This window comes from Corynebacterium sp. HMSC058E07 (assembly GCF_001809885.1).
GTDB classification, from domain to species: domain Bacteria; phylum Actinomycetota; class Actinomycetes; order Mycobacteriales; family Mycobacteriaceae; genus Corynebacterium; species Corynebacterium macclintockiae.
Genome location: NZ_KV799267.1, coordinates 1 through 15229 on the forward strand (window position 1 = coordinate 1; position 15229 = coordinate 15229).

At 62.3% G+C, this 15229-nt stretch carries 14 protein-coding genes and 1 pseudogene; 10 read left to right on the plus strand and 5 right to left on the minus strand.

Features of this window, described 5'->3' with window-relative positions; all coding sequences use genetic code 11:
• The first annotated feature begins 414 nt into the window (after nt 1-414).
• From HMPREF2678_RS02765 to deoC, 3 genes are read left to right on the plus strand one after another with little or no spacing between them, the layout of a single operon-like run.
• The gene (locus HMPREF2678_RS02765) at nt 415-1740 is read left to right on the plus strand and encodes a DUF445 domain-containing protein (RefSeq protein WP_070550772.1); all 1326 of its coding nucleotides are present in this window, start codon (nt 415-417) and stop codon (nt 1738-1740) included.
• Nucleotides 1741-1745: 5 nt separating this feature from the next.
• On the plus strand, nt 1746-2060 hold the full coding sequence (locus tag HMPREF2678_RS02770) for a DUF2516 family protein (RefSeq protein ID WP_034972538.1): 315 nt from the start codon (nt 1746-1748) through the stop codon (nt 2058-2060).
• A gap of 5 nt (nt 2061-2065) precedes the next feature.
• Nucleotides 2066-2797 (plus strand): deoxyribose-phosphate aldolase, encoded by a 732-nt coding sequence (gene deoC / locus HMPREF2678_RS02775; protein WP_034980208.1) that lies wholly within the window; start codon nt 2066-2068, stop codon nt 2795-2797.
• Nucleotides 2798-2864: 67 nt separating this feature from the next.
• Here deoC and HMPREF2678_RS02780 read toward each other — a convergent pair whose 3' ends face one another.
• From HMPREF2678_RS02780 to HMPREF2678_RS02790, 3 genes are all read right to left on the minus strand, one after another.
• Complete coding sequence (locus HMPREF2678_RS02780; RefSeq protein WP_070550774.1) at nt 2865-4070, minus strand: LmeA family phospholipid-binding protein; 1206 nt, start codon at nt 4068-4070, stop codon at nt 2865-2867.
• Between the two features lie 109 nt (nt 4071-4179).
• Nucleotides 4180-5028, minus strand: a complete 849-nt coding sequence (locus tag HMPREF2678_RS02785) for a class I SAM-dependent methyltransferase (RefSeq protein WP_070550776.1) — start codon at nt 5026-5028, stop codon at nt 4180-4182.
• A gap of 49 nt (nt 5029-5077) precedes the next feature.
• A complete protein-coding gene (locus tag HMPREF2678_RS02790; protein WP_034971009.1) occupies nt 5078-5575 on the minus strand; it encodes a DUF2505 domain-containing protein in 498 nt (165 codons plus the stop codon).
• A 158-nt stretch (nt 5576-5733) separates the two neighbouring features.
• Between HMPREF2678_RS02790 and HMPREF2678_RS02795 the strand changes: the two genes are divergently transcribed.
• Together HMPREF2678_RS02795 and HMPREF2678_RS09960 are read left to right on the plus strand one after the other, a co-directional pair.
• On the plus strand, nt 5734-6924 hold the full coding sequence (locus tag HMPREF2678_RS02795) for a UDP-N-acetylmuramate dehydrogenase (RefSeq protein ID WP_246817869.1): 1191 nt from the start codon (nt 5734-5736) through the stop codon (nt 6922-6924).
• Nucleotides 6925-7270: 346 nt separating this feature from the next.
• Nucleotides 7271-7450, plus strand: a pseudogene (locus HMPREF2678_RS09960) (YdeI/OmpD-associated family protein).
• A 70-nt stretch (nt 7451-7520) separates the two neighbouring features.
• Here the strand turns inward: HMPREF2678_RS09960 and HMPREF2678_RS02800 are convergent.
• The gene (locus HMPREF2678_RS02800; RefSeq protein ID WP_070550778.1) at nt 7521-9254 is read right to left on the minus strand and encodes a long-chain-fatty-acid--CoA ligase; all 1734 of its coding nucleotides are present in this window, start codon (nt 9252-9254) and stop codon (nt 7521-7523) included.
• A 159-nt stretch (nt 9255-9413) separates the two neighbouring features.
• Here HMPREF2678_RS02800 and mshA point away from each other — a divergent pair, with 159 nt between their 5' ends.
• The 5 genes from mshA (at nt 9414) to HMPREF2678_RS02825 (ending at nt 14220) form a co-directional block, all read left to right on the plus strand.
• Nucleotides 9414-10673 (plus strand): D-inositol-3-phosphate glycosyltransferase, encoded by a 1260-nt coding sequence (gene mshA / locus HMPREF2678_RS02805; RefSeq protein ID WP_070550780.1) that lies wholly within the window; start codon nt 9414-9416, stop codon nt 10671-10673.
• Between the two features lie 106 nt (nt 10674-10779).
• Nucleotides 10780-11373, plus strand: coding sequence for a type III secretion system chaperone family protein (locus HMPREF2678_RS02810; protein WP_070550782.1), 594 nt, complete (start codon nt 10780-10782; stop codon nt 11371-11373).
• A gap of 57 nt (nt 11374-11430) precedes the next feature.
• Nucleotides 11431-12195 carry a phosphoglyceromutase gene (locus HMPREF2678_RS02815; protein ID WP_034980216.1) on the plus strand — a complete coding sequence of 255 codons (765 nt, stop codon included), beginning with the start codon at nt 11431-11433 and terminating at the stop codon, nt 12193-12195.
• 83 nt (nt 12196-12278) lie between these two features.
• The gene (locus tag HMPREF2678_RS02820; protein ID WP_051873829.1) at nt 12279-13439 is read left to right on the plus strand and encodes a sensor histidine kinase; all 1161 of its coding nucleotides are present in this window, start codon (nt 12279-12281) and stop codon (nt 13437-13439) included.
• 88 nt (nt 13440-13527) lie between these two features.
• The gene (locus tag HMPREF2678_RS02825) at nt 13528-14220 is read left to right on the plus strand and encodes a response regulator transcription factor (RefSeq protein WP_034971015.1); all 693 of its coding nucleotides are present in this window, start codon (nt 13528-13530) and stop codon (nt 14218-14220) included.
• Here HMPREF2678_RS02825 and HMPREF2678_RS02830 read toward each other — a convergent pair.
• A complete protein-coding gene (locus tag HMPREF2678_RS02830) occupies nt 14217-15089 on the minus strand; it encodes a DUF3109 family protein (protein ID WP_371325827.1) in 873 nt (290 codons plus the stop codon). The two genes, HMPREF2678_RS02825 and HMPREF2678_RS02830, sit on opposite strands and share 4 nt — an antisense overlap.
• Between the last annotated feature and the right edge of the window lie 140 nt (nt 15090-15229).

Genomic DNA, 15229 nt, shown 5'->3' on the forward strand with positions numbered 1-15229 from the left:
CTCCGTGTCCAAAATGTCGCTAGACATCACAGGCTTTGGCTAGTACTTAGCCTTTGGCCAGATAGCACCTCCATCTGCATAAACCGCGCCACTATTTCGGGTGGCGCGGTTTTGCTTTGCCTGCATAGTGCTTTGTCTGCACAGTCGTGCGCCGGTGATTCCTTTTGGAGGGAGGGGATGGGGCTAAATGTCGGAAAAGTTGCAATTCTTTTTGCTCGACTGTCTACGGCTGGGGCTGAAAAACCCCTGACCAGCGCTTTTGTATTAGCGCAAGTCATTACCAATAACGTTTTGCAACTTTTCCGACATTTAGCTTGTTGGATAGGTTGTTGGACTTAGCAGAACACTTGCTCAGCCCACATCGGAGCCCCAGTGGCACCCTCTTAATACCCCCACCGGTGCCATAATTGAACAATGACTGCTTCTGACGCACCGCTGTCCCAGGCCCCGGCATCACTAGCCCAGGTTCCCGGGCCCGACCCGGCGACCGAGGCCGCCCGCCGGGCAGAGCTCCGCAAGCACAAGACCATCGCCACCGGCCTGCTGGTCATTGCCACCCTCATCTACGTGACCATGCGTTGGCTCGAATACCAGGGCAACCCGGGCGCGTGGATCGGCTACGTCCGTGCAGCCAGCGAGGCCGGCATGGTCGGCGCCCTGGCCGACTGGTTCGCTGTCACTGCCCTGTTCCGCCATCCCTTGCACATCCCTATCCCGCACACGGCCATCATCAAGCGGAAGAAGGACCAGGTCGGCCACGCGCTCAGCGAGTTCGTGGGCGAAAACTTCCTCAACGCCGCCCTCATCAGCGACAAGCTCCGCAAGGCACGCATCCCGGAGCGCGCCAGTGACTGGGTAGTCGACGGCGGCGGTGCCCACCGAGTCTCGCAGGAAGTCGGCAAGGTCATCGACCTCACCGTCAATGGCATAAACCCCGAGGAAACCGAGCACGTCCTCCGTGCCCTGGTTATCGACAAACTCAGCGAACCCACCTGGGGGCCGCCGCTAGGCCGTGGCCTGGAACAGCTCATCCAGGAGGGCCGCACGGAACCCGCCGTCGAGGCAATTGTCATCTGGATGGACGACAAGGCCCGCACCTCCGAGGACTTCGTGGTCCGACTCATCGACGAGCGCACCCCATCCTGGGCGCCCCGCTTCGTCCGCGATCTCGTGGGCTCCCGCGTGTACCACGAGCTGGTGGAATTCACCGGCGACGTCCGCCGCGACCCCGACCACGATGCCCGCCGCCAACTGCGCTCGTTCATTTACCAGCTTTCGCAGGACCTGCAGCACGACGACAAGATGATCGCCCGGGTGGAGGGGTTCAAGAACGACATCATGACCTCGGGGCCTGTCACGGCAATGCCCGGCCGCCTGTGGGAATCCGTCCGTGCGACACTCACCACTTGGTCTCGCGACCCGGATTCCCTGTTGCGCCGAAGGATAGCGCAATGGGTGGAGGACTATGGGCGTCGAGTCCAAGAAGAACCAGAGCTGCGCGAAGAGCTTGAACGCCGCATCGTCGGAGCGGCCAGCTACCTTGCCGATAACTACGCGGGCGAGGTCACCGGCATCATCGGCGAGACGGTCGAGCGGTGGGACGCGCAGGAGGCCTCCGACAAGATTGAGCTGATGGTCGGCAAGGATCTGCAGTTCATCCGCGTGAACGGAACGATCGTGGGCGCGTTGGCAGGGCTGGCGATTTACTCCCTGACTGAGCTGATCTTTGCGTTAGGCTAAGGGGCATGGAAGCAGTCTTCAAGGCGATGTACTACGCCTACTCGGGCATCAGCTTGACGTTGGCAGTCGCGATTTTCGTGCTGGCGGCTATTGGACTGGTGCAGCTGGTCACTACCCGCGACGATGCCTTCATGGTGATCGATCGCGAGAAGCAGAATTGGCTGATGCTGATGGGTGGTGCCGTGGCGCTGTCCGTCTTGAGCTTTTTTGTTGCCATTGAGCTGCTGTGGATCATCGCGGCCGTCATCGTCGGCATTTACTGGCAGGACGTGCGTCCCGCGATCCGCGACGTGCTGGGCAACGCGGGTGGTTCCTGGTGAGTTCTGTGAGTTCCGTGGATCGTTCTGAGCTGTCCCGCGAGGCCGTTGCCGCCATCCTCGACGCGACGGTGCTGAAGCCCGAGGCGACGCGCGATGACGTGGCCGCCCTGGTCCGCGAGGCCACCGAGTTGGGTTGCGGCGCGGTGTGCGTCTCGCCGTCGATGTTGCCTGTTGGTTCTTTGGGTGATGACGCCACGCTGCGCATCGCCACCGTCGCAGGGTTCCCTAGCGGCAAGCATGCATCCCTGGTGAAGGCCACCGAGGCGCGTTATGCCGCCCAGTTGGGGGCGGATGAGATTGATGTGGTGATCGACGTGGCGGCGGCTCTGGCCATGGATCAGAATGCGCTGCTCGCGGAGCTGATCACCGTGAGGGAGGCCGTGCCGCATCCGCTGGTGTTGAAGGTGATTGTGGAATCCGCACTGCTGGACGAGGAGCAGCTGCGTGCTGCTGTCCGCGCGTGTGTGCAGGCGGGGGCGGACTACGTAAAAACCTCCACGGGCTTCCACCCGGCGGGCGGAGCGAGCGTGGAGGCTGTGGAGATCATGGCCGACGAACTGCGGAAGCTGGGTAAGCTGGCGCCCTTCGGCATGGGGGAGGAGGAGCGCATTGCAGCGGGCCTGGTGGGGATTAAGGCCTCGGGCGGCATCCGGGATTGGGATGCGGCCGTGACGATGATTGAGGCGGGGGCGACGCGCCTGGGCGTTTCCGCTGCCGCGAAGGTGCTGGGAGCCTAGTGCAGGGCGCCTAGTGCTGGGCGCTTAGTGCAGGGCGCTTAGCGCAGGGCGCTTAGCGCAGGGGCGCCTAGGCGGCGAGGGCGGAGGAGCCCACCGGGCCGTCGTTCTTCCATGGGCGGGTGACGTCTGCATTTCCGGAATTATCAGAGCTACCGGAGCCACCGTTGCTGTTGGAACCACCGCTGCCCGTGCCGGTGCCCGTACTGCTGCCCGTGCCGGTGCCCGTGCTGCTGCCCGTGCCGGTGCCCGTGCTGCTGCCTGTGCCGGTGTCCAGGTCGTTCACGCGAACGTCCGTGCCGTGCATGGTGACCTCGAGACCTTCCTCAGTGACGTTGATGCCCTGGAATTCCAGACCGCCCTGGGGATCCGCAGGTACGGAATCCTGCAGTTGCGACTCCATCTGCTGTGTGAAGGATTCCGGGAGCTGGAAACCCAACAGGGAGACGTTGTCCATCTCCATCTTCATCTTCCCATCCTGGACGGTGGGCTTGACCTCGAAGGTGGCCAGACCGCCACTGATGTCGAAGCTGAGGGTCTGCTTGTCCGGGTTCGGGCGTACGTCGGAGATCTTCATCATGCCACCCAGAGGGTTATCTTCGGCGCCTCCGGATTTATCGTCGTCTGCGCTCTCCGCAGCCTGAGCCTTCAGCATTTCCTTGGGGAGCGTTGTCCGAAGGGTGACCTCGCCGACAGTGGCGTTGTTGGGATCGTCGCCATCCATCTTCAGGTCCCGCATGTCTATGTGCATGGCGGGCTGGCCACTGACCTTAGGCTTGGACTGATCGTTATCCTCGTAAGAAATATCCAGCGTGGACGGAACGTCAAGGGTCATCTGCGGAATCTTGCCCTGCGCCATGCCCAGAAGAACCGGGGAAGCACCCAAAGAGACCTTGGGATCAACGGAGGAGGAAACTCCGGATTCCTGGATCTGATCCTTGAGTGCAGCCTTGAGCTCATCCTTGAGGTACCAGCGAAGACCGAATTCGGCGAGTACCAGCAGCAAAACGATGACCAAAACAATGCCGGTGAAGATTTTCAGGCCGAGGTTGCCCTTCTTCTTCGGCTTCTGGTACATGCCCTGGCCGTACTGACCTGGCTGGCCGAACAGCGGCCGCTGGCCTGGCCGCTGACCGTACTGGCCTGCCTGGCCCGGTTGCTGGCCGTATTGCCCTGGCCACTGACCGTACTGACCCGGCTGGGTGTGCTGAGCACCGTCGTTGCCATTACCCGAGAACGGGTTCGGATGCTGGGAAGGGTTTTGTGGGTTAGTCACCCGTATCAGTGTTCCTTATCGTTTGGTTTATGCCAACCCGTAGCTTAGCCTTTGCCCGTTGTTCGCAGGCAACGTACAACTAACGCACAGGTTTGCTCATGTGGGTAGTTCAATCAGGTTCGCACACCACGGACCACGGCAGCGTAATTGAGTTGTCCGCCAAGCGGCGGCGCGGGTTGAGCCGCGCCGCGGCAGCGTGGGCGTCACCAAGAGAGGCCAAGTACTCCCGCTTCGCCGAACGCCACCGCACCCGCGGGCCAAAGACCGCCAGGGGTGCGGCGCGCTCCCAGCAACGGTCGAGTTCGGCGAGGACGTCGTGGATGCGATGTCCGGGGGTGTTCCGGTGGATCAGGATCTTCGGCAGGCGTTCGGCCAGGTCGGAAGGGGTCTGAATGTCATGCGGATCCCAGGCGAGGGTCAGCGACTGCGGACCGTCCTCGTCTAGCAAGACCCAGCAGGAACGGCGGCCGACCTCGTCGCACGTGCCCTCAATAATCACGCCACCGGGGCGCAGGTTAGCGCGCATAACGTCCCAGGCGGCCTGCACCTGATCCACGTCGTACTGGCGCAGAACGTTGAATGCGCGCACCACGTCCGCCTGCAAGCCCGCGAGTTCGAAACCGCCGAGGGCAAAATGCACGCCCTCACGGTCGGGCAGCACGCGGGAAGGCTCGATCTCCAGGCCGGTGACTTCCACCGTCGGCGCGACCGTGCGCAACCAACGTGCCCATTCGCAGGTGGTGGTATGGGAGGCTCCGTAGCCCACGTCCACAGCTACGGGGTTGCGGTGTTCGTGGAGCACAGCACTCCGCAGCTGCGCCTGCACCCGCGGCTGCGCCACCAGCCACCGGTCGGATTTCCGTAGCCGGTTGTAGCCAGTTGTTCCGCGGGTAGGTACGCCAACAGGCCCGTCCGTGTTCCACGAACGGGCCTTGAGGTTGTGGGCGTGATCAGCCACGCGAATCAGCTGAGCATACTTTGTTGTGAGTGAGTTAGGTCAGGGGTGCTTAAGCGTTGTCGCTGATCCACTTCTGGATCAGGGCGGCCTCGCGGGTCAGGAACTCCTCCACCCACTCGGCAACCTTCGGCTCCAGGACGGCGCCCATCATCGGGATCTTCACGTCCACGGCGCAGTCGGCCTTCAGCTCGGTGGCCTCGCCGGTGCCGGTCAGGGTGACGTCTGCGGAGAAGGAAACCGGAGCGCCCTTGACCTCAGCGTTGACCTTGCCGGTGGTGGCATCGTTTGCCAGCGGGCCGAACTCGACCACGCGCTTGAGCTTCAGGTCCTGGGAAACCATGCCGCGCACAGCCTCCGGCAGAGCGGACTTCGGCAGCAGTTCAAACAGAACAGCCTCGATCGGCTCGGGGGTGAAGGAGTTTACCTCGCCCGGCTCGTCGCCGATGTTCTCGACCTCGTATGCCCAGTAGTTCGCGGAGGAGAGTGCCTCGTAGACCTTTTCAATAGGGAAGTTAATCGTTGCAGTGTTCTCGCTGTGAGTAGTCATGCCAACAGACTACCTTTAGTGATGTGACTGATACGACTAATAACGCACATTTCACGTCCGAAGAACGCGCGCAGCATCTTTTGGAGCGCCTGCGCGGCAACGGCGCCGACCCTGTCGCCATCCCCGGCGCCCGCGTGACCAGCCGATCCTTCGCCGACATGACCACCCTGCGCATCGGCGCCGCGCCCGCGGGGGTTGTGGAGTGCTCGTCGGCGGAGGCTGTCGCCCAGGTTGTTTCTTTTCTGGACGCCCACACGCAGCCGCTGCTTGTCGTCGGGGGAGGGTCGAACCTCGTGGTCGGCGAGGGGGATGAAGTATCCCAATTGGTCGTAGTGCTGTTGAGTGCTGGCGGTGGGGAAGGTGGCGTCGATAAAAATGGCGCCGAGAAGGAAGGCGCCGAGGTAAAGAGCGCCGAAGACGACGTGATGATCGACCGCGAGACCGGCGTGGTGCGGGCATTCGCGGGGGTCGAATGGGATCAGTTGGTGGCCACGACCGTCGAGGCGGGGCTGGGCGGGCTGGAATGCCTGAGCGGAATTCCCGGGTCCGTGGGTGCTACGCCGGTGCAGAACGTCGGGGCATACGGTGCGGAGGTTGCACAGGTGCTGCGGCGCGTGCAGCTGTTCGACCGGGCGAGCGGGGAGCTGGAATGGGTTGAGCCGTCTGCGCTGGAACTGGGGTATCGGTACTCGAACTTGAAGTTCACCTCGCGGGCAGTGGTGACTGCGGTGGAGTTTCAGCTGACCACCGATGGGCTGAGTGTGCCTCTGCGCTATGGCGAGCTGGCACGGCGACTGGGCGTGGATGCGGACGAGGCTGCCGCCGGGAACATTCGCCGGCCCGCTGCTGATGTGCGTCAGGCCGTGCTGGAGCTACGCGCAGGGAAGGGCATGGTCCTGGACATGGCAGACCACGACACATGGTCGGCCGGGTCCTTCTTTACCAACCCGATTGTCACTGGTGAGGAGGCGCGCGACGCAGTCGTGGCGGCTGTGCGCGAGAAGTGCGGAGATGCCGAGGCGGAGTCCATGCCGCTGTACCCGGTAAAGGGCGGCGGTGCTGGTGCTGGTGGAGTGGCTGGCGCTGGAGCTGCTGGAGTTGGCGAGCCGCAGTTTAAATTCTCGGCGGCGTGGCTGATCGAGCGTGCCGGGTTTGCCAAGGGCTGGCACGTTCCGGGCAATGACCGTGCCTCCCTGTCCACGAAGCACACTCTTGCGTTGACTAACCGCGGGACTGCGACCAGCGAAGATGTGGTGGAGTTGGCGCGTGCGGTGCGCGCCGGAGTGTGCGAAGCCTTCGGAGTGGTGTTGGAGCCGGAACCGATCTGGGTCGGCGTAAGCATCGACTAGCTGGACCTGGGCATCGGCCAGCTGAGCCTGGAGCATCGGCCAGCTGGCGGGTTGCTTGGCGCGGTTTTTGGAGTGCGTGGCACGGGTTTTCGAGTGCGTGAGCGGCTAAATGTCGCTAAAACGGGATTCCGTGATCGGGTGGGCGCGCTTTCAAGTTTTCGCAACTCTCTGACCAGGGCTTTTGCGTAAGTGGAAAGGATTTCCTTTAACTAATTCCCGATCTAACGACATTTGGCCGGTGTAGGCCGGCGTAGGTCGCCGCCGCCCGCCGCCCCCGCAGGCCGCCGCCCAGCACCGCCCGCAGGCGCCCGCCGCCCCCGCAGGCGCAGACGCGCACACCCTCGACCTGTGGGAAAGCCTCACCCCGCTCGGCCGCAACGAGTTCATCTGCTGAGTCACGGACGCCAAGGAAGCAAAAACCCGAGCTCGGCGCATTCGCCGAACTCGGGAAGAGATCGAAGAGGGGAAGCATCGCCCGTGCTGCTGGCCCGGGTGCAAGCACCGCGAGCGCACAGGCCACGCCTAACAGGTCGGATCGGCGGTTGCGGGCGCCTTTCTAAACCTTCTATCTATCTATTGACGCCCACACGCCCCCACTAAACCATCGTCAGAACTAGATCCTTCACCTCGCGGCGCCGGATTTTGCCGATCAGGTCGGCCGGCATCTCATCGATGATGAAGAAACGGCGTGGCACCTTGTAGCGGGTCAGACCTTCGCGGGCCCACTCGCGCACAGCCTCTTCGTTGAAGTCTGCCTTGTTCACGCCGTCTGCCAGGACAACTGCGGCGACGACCTCCTCGGAGCCGTCATCCTGCGGCAGGCCAACCACGCCGGCCTTCTGAATCTGCTCGTGCTCTTCCAGGAACTCTTCCACCTCGGCTGGGTAGACGTTGAACCCGCCGGTGATGATCATTTCCTTGATGCGCGAGACGATCTTGATGAAGCCATCCGGCTCCATCACGGCCATGTCGCCGGTGCAGAACCAATCCTCGTGGAAAGGCTGATCCTCGTCCGGGATGTTGATGTAGCCCTTGAAGACCTGGCGACCGCGGGCCAGCAGCTCGCCTGGCTCGCCATCCGGCATGGTCTTGCTGAAGTCGTCTGGGTCGGCTACTCGCAGCTCCGTATCGGGGAATGGAATGCCGATGTAACCTGCGCGGCGTTCCGGGGTGACAGGGTTCGCCACCAGGATCGGGCCGGATTCGGTCAGGCCGTAGCCCTCCACGATCTTGCCGCCGGTCTTCTTCTCCCACTCCAGCGTGGTGTGTACCGGCAGCGGTGCCGCGCCGGACAACGCATTGGCGATGCCGCTGAGGTCCAGGTTGTGCTCTTCGGCTGCTGTCAGGATCTTGTCGTACAGGGTCGGCACGCCCGGCATGTAGGTCGGGGTTTCACGCTTCAGCTGATCCACGATCAGCGGAATCTCCGGCTTGGGCAGAAGTAGCAGCTTGCCACCGGTAGATACGGCCAGCGCGGCGGTCAGCGTCAGGCCGTAGATGTGGAACAGGGGCAGGGCGGCTAGGAACTTCTCCTGGCCGCGCTCACCGATGCCACTGATCCAGGACTGACCCTGGACAACGTTGGACATGACGTTGCCGTGCGTCAGCTGCGCGCCCTTGGGCTTACCGGTCGTGCCGGAGGGGAAGAGGATGAAAGCAGGGGAGTCCTGGTTTGTCTCCGGGCAGTTTTCCAGGTCTGCACCGTCGCCACCGAACTTGGCGCTCTGCAGCTGGGAGAATGGGATGGTGCCCGGGGCCTCGCCGTGTAGCTGCTCGCGCTTCTCCTTTAGCGACTTGATCGGTAGCTTCAGCGCCAGGCGCTTAACCAGCGGCATGGCCTCGATCATGTTCACGCTCACGACCTTCTCGATCGGCGTGGTGCGCGACAGTTCCTGGAACATTGGGGCGATCTTGTCCCACACCACTGCGACCTTCGCGGCGTGATCCTTGCATGGTCCCTCTAGCTCGCGGGCGGTGTACAGCGGGTTGTGCTCTGCCACGGTCGCACCCAGCTTGTGGGCAGCGAAGATCGTGATCAGGTGCTGCGGGCAGTTCGGCAGAGTAACTGCCACGCGGTCGCCGGAACGCACTCCCAGCTCTCGCAGGCCAGCGGCAACGCTCTTAACCTGTTTCAGGAATTCTGCGTAGGTCATGGTCTGGCCGAAGAAGTCCAGAATGTCGTCGTTGGCGTGCGAGGCGACGGTACGGTCGAGAAGCTTAGCCATGGTGTCGTCCGTGTACTCCAGGCTGTGCGGGGTCCATTCCGCGTAGTACTTCAGGTAGGGCTTGTCCTGCCAGGCCGTTCCCTCTGGGCGTTCGGTGTCGGTCATTTAGATCCCTTTGGTCTTTAGAAACAGTCTTTGAAAACGTGATGCACGTTACTTTGGAACCCTAGCTAAGTTTCTCATTTTCTTTGGTGGAATTAAGCAAATTTTATCGACGCCACCTGCGCCCCCAGCCCCGCCCCGATCTGTCTAAGCTGGGGCAGTATGCGCGTCGCTATGATCTCCATGCACACCTCACCCCTCGAACAGCCCGGCACGGGGGATGCCGGCGGGATGAATGTGTACGTGAAAAATACTGCTGAGCAGTTGGAACGTATGGGCGTCACCGTCGATGTATTTACCCGAGCGACCCGTCCGTTGCAGGGCGAGGTAGTGAACGTCCGGCCGGGCCTGCGGGTGATCAACTGCGTGGCTGGGCCGTACGAAGGGTTGTCGAAGGAGGAGCTGCCCACGCAACTGGCGGCTTTTACGGGGTCCATCTTGGCCTTTTGCCGCGAGGAGGGGGTGAGTTATGACCTGATTCATTCGCACTATTGGCTCTCTGGCCAGGTCGGGTGGCTGCTGCGCGACCTGTGGCAGATCCCCTGGGTGCACACGGCGCACACGCTGGCGGCGGTGAAGAACAATTCCCTGGCAGAGGGGGATTCGCGCGAGCCGGAATCGCGCCGCATCTGCGAACAGCAGATCGTGGACAATGCGGACCTGCTGATCGTAAATACCGACCAGGAGGTGCAGGACCTTATTGAGGGTTATGACGCCACGACGTGCGCGATCAAAGTCGTCCCGCCCGGGGCAGACGTCGACCGCTTCACGCCTGGATCGGATCGCGCGACCGAGCGTTCCCGCCGCGAGCTGGGCATTCCCTTCCGCGCGAAGGTCATTGGGTTTGTCGGCCGGTTGCAGAGGTTGAAGGGGCCACAGGTGCTGCTGCGAGCCGTGGCGGAATTGCGGCGCCGCCACCCACAGCAACAGTTGGCCGTGGTTATCTGCGGCGGGTCCTCCGGAGCAGGCGGCAATGAGCTGGAGCGGTTGCAGCTGCTGGCCGAAAAGTTGGGGATTAGCCGCTGCGTGCGCTTCCTAGCCCCGCGCCCACCCGAGGAGCTGGTGGGTGTGTACCAAGCCGCGGACATTGTGGCGGTGCCCAGCTACAACGAGTCTTTCGGGCTGGTGGCGCTAGAGGCGCAGGCGTGTGGCACGCCTGTCGTGGCTACGCGCACTGGTGGCCTGCCGATCGCGGTGGAGGACGAGAAGTCCGGCCTGCTGGTGGATGGCCACGACACGGATGCGTGGGCCGATGCGCTGGGCAAGCTGGTGTTGGACGACGAACTGCGCATCGCGATGGGGGAATATGCTCCCAACCACGCCGCTAAGTTCTCCTGGCAGGCTTCCGCGGAAGCTCTGTACAAGTTGTATGAAGAGCTGCCGCCCGCTGGTCACCGAGGGGAGCGCCAGCCCGCGGGATAGCTGCTATACGGTGCGGGTTAGTTGGCGCGTGGTGCGGGGCAAAGGGGATGGTCGCTGAATGCCAAGGTGACTGCGCGGGCGCTGTGGGAAATGTAGTTTGGGGCTTATGGATCGCGCAAGGATTTGTGAGCTTCTGGACGAAGCGGAAGTCGAGTACACCCTCCCTGAGGGGCCAGCCGGAGACGACGGCACCGTCGTGGTTGTGCTGCCGGGAGAGAAGCGACTGAAAACGAACTGCCTTTTTATCCCGCAGGACGGCATGTTCCGCGTAGAGGCCTTCGTCTGCCGTGCAGTTGAGGAGGCCCAGGAAGAGGTCTACAAGCTGCTGCTACACGCCAACCGCCGCAGCTTCGGGGTGCACTACACGCTGGATCGCAACAACGACATCTATCTGGTCGGCCAGTTCTCGGATAACACCAGCAGTGAGGACATCCAGCGCATACTCGGACAGGTGCTGGAGAGGGCCGACGCCGACTTCAACCGCATTTTGGAACGCGGCTTTGCCTCTTCTATCCGCCACGAATGGGCATGGCGCCTGTCGCGCGGCGAACCTACGATGAACCTCGCGGCCTTCGCGCACCTCAAGCCGTCGGAACAGGAGGTGCAGTTGCTGGCGCCGCCACCGGGCTCCACGTTGGCGTCCGAAGCAAAGAGCCCGAGCATCCCGGACGTAGAGGGCGACGACGACACTCAGGAATAAGTACAGTAGCGCCGAATACGGGGGCACAAGGGCGCACATCATGGCAGAATTGGGAGTATGAGCGAGCAAAACAACTCCCACGGAAATCTGATCCTGCTGCGTCACGGCCAGAGTGAATGGAACGCCTCCAACCAGTTCACCGGCTGGGTCGACGTGCGACTGACCGAGAAGGGCCGCGAGGAGGCAGTTCGCGGCGGCGCGATGATCAAGGAGGCCGGCCTGGAGCCGACCATCCTGTACACCTCCCTGCTGCGCCGCGCCATTACCACCGCTAACATCGCCCTGGATGCGGCGGATCGCCACTGGATCCCCGTCGTGCGCGACTGGCGCCTGAACGAACGCCACTACGGTGCGCTGCAGGGCCTGAACAAGGCAGAGACCAAGGACAAGTACGGCGAAGAGCAGTTCATGGCATGGCGCCGTTCCTACGACACTCCGCCGCCAGCCATCGACGCTGATAACGAGTACGCGCAGACCAACGACCCGCGCTATGCGGATCTGCCCGAGGTTCCGGCCACCGAGTGCCTGCTGGATGTTGTCAAGCGCTTCATTCCTTACTACGAGGAAGAGATCGAGCCGCGCGTGAAGAACGGCGAGACCGTACTGGTTGCGGCCCACGGCAACTCCCTGCGTGCGCTGGTGAAGCACCTGGACCAGATCTCCGACGAGGACATCGCGGGTCTGAACATCCCAACCGGCATCCCGCTGGTGTACCGCATCGACGCGGACGGCAAGGTTCTGAACCAGGGCGGCGACTACCTGGATCCGGAGGCAGCTGCCGCTGGTGCCGCAGCCGTCGCCGCGCAGGGCCAGGCTAAGTAGAGCCGGGTCGATTCTTGACCTCTGGAGTTGCCCTCGGGATTCTTTTTGGGCTGATCGTCGGCGTTGCGCTGGGCGCATTCGGCATGTGGGCGTACCGCAAGCGAGTGAAGGCGCAGCGTAACACCCGAACCCAAAAGGAGCTCGAGGGCAATCGTGTATCTACGGTCGCCCAGGTTCTGCACTTCACCATCCAATCCGCGCCCGATGCGGTCGCAGTGGTGGACCGCAAACGCAACGTCGTGCTTTCCAACCCCCGCGCCCACGAACTCGGGCTGGTGCACGAACGGAACTTGAACTCCGAGGCGTGGAAGATGGTCGAACGAGTATTCGCCGACCAGGAACCACGGCAACTGAACTTTCTCCCCCCGCCCCGGCGCAGTAATAGGCCAGTCATCGCGGTGGCAGGCCAGGTGAAACCGCTGTCGCTGGCGGATGACCGCTTCGCCGTGGTGTACGCCGCCGACGATTCCGAAACGGTGCGCATGGAATCGGCACGCCGTGACTTCGTGGCCAATGTCTCCCACGAACTGAAGACCCCGGTCGGAGCGATCTCTCTGCTGGTAGAGACTCTGATGTCCGTGCGCGATGACGAGGAAGCGGTGGAGTACTTCGGTTCCAAGCTGATCGTCGAGGTGCGGCGAATGAACCAGATGATCACCGAGCTGATCAGTCTGTCGAAGCTGCAGGGGGCGGAATCGCTGCCGGACCTAGAGGTCTTGAGCGTCGACAAGATCATCGAGGATGCCATCGACCGCTGCCGACTTGCCGCCGAAGCCCGAAATATCGAGTTGGTGAAAGACTCCAAGTCTTCCGCGATGGTGAAGGGGGACAAGGGGCTGCTAGTCACCAGTGTGTCCAACCTGCTGACCAACGCGATTAACTACTCCCCGGAAGGCTCGCCGGTCTCCATTTCCCGTGAAGTGCAGAACGATACGGTGATCATCCGCGTAACCGACCGCGGTATTGGTATCTCCCCGGACGATCAAAAGCGAGTATTCGAAAGGTTCTTCCGCGTGGACAAGGCGCGCTCCCGCAACACCGGTGGTACGGGCCTGGGGCTGGCGATCGTCAAGCACGTGATGGCCAACCACGGTGGCAGCGTTTCCTTGTGGTCCAGGGTAGGGACGGGCTCGACGTTTACCCTGGAGCTCCCGCGCTATCAAGAGGGGAAGAACAAGGATCTGCCGAGCGGTGAAATCCCGGTGATCCCGGATGCGCGCCGCCTCGACGAAGAGTCTAAGTGAATCCAGGGTTGCTACAGCCTTAAGCGGAGTAGCACGTTACGATAGGTCTTGTAGCTTTAAATAGTTTTTTGAAAGGCATTGAGCAGCTGTGACGAGCGTTTTGATTGTCGAAGACGAAGAGTCTTTGGCGGAACCTCTAGCGTTTCTGCTGAAAAAAGAAGGCTTTGAAGTCTTCATGGCCCAGGACGGTCCAACCGCACTGGATACCTTCGCTGCGGAGGATATTGACATCATCCTGCTGGATCTGATGTTGCCAGGCATGTCTGGAACAGAGGTCTGCCGCCAGCTTCGTCAGACCTCCAGCGTTCCGGTGATCATGGTGACGGCCCGCGACAGTGAAATCGACAAGGTCGTCGGCCTTGAGCTCGGTGCTGACGATTACGTGACGAAGCCCTACTTTGCCCGCGAGCTTATTGCCCGCATCCGCGCAGTGCTGCGCCGCGGTGGGGAGATCGAAGTCGAGGCTCCCGCTGAAGACGGCCTAGTGCTGCAGGAAGACCGCGTGATGATGGACGTCGAACGTCACATCGTTACCGTCGATGGCCAGAAGGTTCCGATGCCGCTGAAGGAGTTCGACCTGCTGGAATACCTCATGCGCAACAGTGGTCGTGTGCTCACCCGCGGTCAGCTGATCGATCGCGTGTGGGGTGTCGATTACGTCGGAGACACCAAGACCCTGGACGTGCATATCAAGCGCCTGCGCTCCAAGATTGAGCGTAATCCTTCCCGCCCGGAGATCCTGGTGACCGTCCGCGGCCTGGGCTACAAGTTCGAGGCCTAGATTCCGCGCCGGCGCGCCTCGGCTGTCGCCGGGTGGATCGTCAGCAAAGGAAACCCGCTAGGGGAGACCTTCGCCAGCTTTTCGCGCTGTTCGCAATGCGCGGCCAGCACTTCGTAGGCCGCCTCGCCTATCAGCTCCGTCAGCTCCTCGCGTCCGGTGCGCCACAGTGCCTCGCCACCCGCGTGGCAGTTCGGGTCTGACGAGCAGTACCAGTCGAAGTCTTCCCCGCCGTCGCCCCACCCGCGCCGGTTGTATTCGGTGACGGTCGTCCGCAGCATCTCCACCCCGTCGGGCCGGGTTTCCCAGTCCTCGAGTCGCCGCAGAGGCACCTGCCAACACACCTCGGGCTTTGCTGCAGTCAGTTCCACGTCGTTGCGCAGCGCCCAGGCATGCAATGCACACCCCTGACCCGCAGGGAAGCCCTCGCGGTTAGCGAAAATGCACGCACCGTTCGTGGTTACCGTCTTGAGGGCGGGTTCCATCTCGCCCTCGTCGTTTTCAAGCTCGTCCCATTCGAGCCATGGCTCGATTTCGTCTGTGTTCTCGTCGTCGCTGCTGTAGTCGCTGTGTTTTTTATGACGCCCAGTCGCCTCCCATTCTTCCATTTCAGCGGGACGGTTCTGCCAATCTTCCGCGGTGAGCTTTTCCGCGACATTTCGCAGGGTCGCACGGTCGTCTTCATCCGTGAGAAATGCTCCGTGAGTGCAGCAGCCGACGTCCGGATTCTCGGCGTCAATACCTAAACACGCTTCGGTGCCAAACCGGCAACGGTACGTGGACAGCAACCAGGTGAGATCCACCTGAATAATGTGTTCTGAATCGGCGGGGTCGATGAATTCCAGCCATTCGCGTGCGTGGTCAGCGGGCATTTCGCGGCCGGCTCGGATGGAAAGATCGGCAGGGGTTCCCTCCGGGTAGCCGGTAGCCAGATCGTTGTTGAGGCCTTCTGGCTGGACCGTCGAGGGGGTTGCAGATTCGCTTTCCATAGACGTTTCATTCACGAGTTCCA

Excerpts from the sequence above, each read along its gene's own strand:
- HMPREF2678_RS02765 (WP_070550772.1), top strand. The coding sequence starts at position 415 with ATGACTGCTTCTGACGCACCGCTGTCCCAGGCCCCGGCATCACTAGCC.
- HMPREF2678_RS02770 (WP_034972538.1), top strand. The coding sequence starts at position 1,746 with ATGGAAGCAGTCTTCAAGGCGATGTACTACGCCTACTCGGGCATCAGC.
- HMPREF2678_RS02790 (WP_034971009.1), bottom strand. The coding sequence starts at position 5,575 with ATGACTACTCACAGCGAGAACACTGCAACGATTAACTTCCCTATTGAA.
- HMPREF2678_RS02795 (WP_246817869.1), top strand. The coding sequence starts at position 5,734 with ATGACCACCCTGCGCATCGGCGCCGCGCCCGCGGGGGTTGTGGAGTGC.
- HMPREF2678_RS02800 (WP_070550778.1), bottom strand. The coding sequence starts at position 9,254 with ATGACCGACACCGAACGCCCAGAGGGAACGGCCTGGCAGGACAAGCCC.
- mshA (WP_070550780.1), top strand. The coding sequence starts at position 9,414 with ATGCGCGTCGCTATGATCTCCATGCACACCTCACCCCTCGAACAGCCC.
- HMPREF2678_RS02810 (WP_070550782.1), top strand. The coding sequence starts at position 10,780 with ATGGATCGCGCAAGGATTTGTGAGCTTCTGGACGAAGCGGAAGTCGAG.
- HMPREF2678_RS02815 (WP_034980216.1), top strand. The coding sequence starts at position 11,431 with ATGAGCGAGCAAAACAACTCCCACGGAAATCTGATCCTGCTGCGTCAC.
- HMPREF2678_RS02820 (WP_051873829.1), top strand. The coding sequence starts at position 12,279 with ATGTGGGCGTACCGCAAGCGAGTGAAGGCGCAGCGTAACACCCGAACC.
- HMPREF2678_RS02830 (WP_371325827.1), bottom strand. The coding sequence starts at position 15,089 with ATGCCCGCTGACCACGCACGCGAATGGCTGGAATTCATCGACCCCGCC.